Below are 733 nucleotides of genomic sequence, written 5' to 3'. Positions count from 1 at the left end.
CCCTTACCCGTCCACTCACCTGACGACGCACGGCGCCGCACTGGGCGCCGATGTCCGAGGGGTAGCCGAGTTCGACGGCGACCCGCACCCGGGCCTCGCCGCGCAGCCCGTCGCGGGCCGGCCGGTCGCGCACCGCGACGGCGGCCTGCGGTGGCTTGCCACCGGCCCCGCGTACCTCCCGCGCGTCACCGAGCGCCTCCCGGGCCGCCTGCGAAGCGATCTTCGCGATGACCCGGTCGGCGATCCGCGTCGAGCCGCGTTCACCCGATCGCACCACGCGGCCTCACCGCCGTCGGCCGTCGCGCTCGCGGGGGCGGAAGAAATCGCCCAACTCCAGATCTCCGTCGAGGAACTTGCCTGCCACGAACCCGATCAGGCCCAGCGCCGCCACCAGGAGAAAGGCCCCGAAGCCGCCGAAGTATCCGGCGAAGCCCAGTGCCATCCCGGCGGCCAGGCCGACCACGGCCATGCTCATCGTGTACTCCCTTGCCTCCACCGCGCCCGGTCGGTCCACTCCGGCTACTGGAGCCGCGAGTCGGACTCGTCGTCCTGCTCGTCAGGCAGTTTCACATCACTTACCACGATGTTGACCTCGACCACCTCAAGGCTGGTCATCCGCTCGACCGCGGAGATGACATCCTCCCGCACGCCGCGCGTGACGTCGCCGATGGAGACGCCGTAATCCACCACGATCTCCAGGTCCAGCGCCGTCTGCACCTCGCCGACCTCGGCC

The 733-nt window shown here is 71.1% G+C and carries 2 protein-coding genes and 1 pseudogene; all 3 read right to left on the bottom strand.

Going from position 1 to position 733, the window contains the following annotated elements; all coding sequences use genetic code 11:
• Window positions 1-277, bottom strand: a pseudogene (locus KUM32_RS42610) (Asp23/Gls24 family envelope stress response protein); the annotation flags it as partial.
• A 6-nt stretch (window positions 278-283) separates the two neighbouring features.
• Entirely contained in the window at window positions 284-475 is a 192-nt protein-coding gene (locus tag KUM32_RS42605) for a hypothetical protein (RefSeq protein WP_187064119.1), read from the bottom strand.
• A 44-nt stretch (window positions 476-519) separates the two neighbouring features.
• A partial coding sequence (locus KUM32_RS42600) for an Asp23/Gls24 family envelope stress response protein (RefSeq protein WP_217146930.1) occupies window positions 520-733 on the bottom strand: 214 nt, incomplete at its 5' end.

The sequence above is a fragment of the Streptomyces sp. AC627_RSS907 genome (assembly GCF_019049165.1).
Note: the sequence above shows the minus strand (reverse complement) of the source record. Positions and strands in the feature narration are given on the sequence as shown.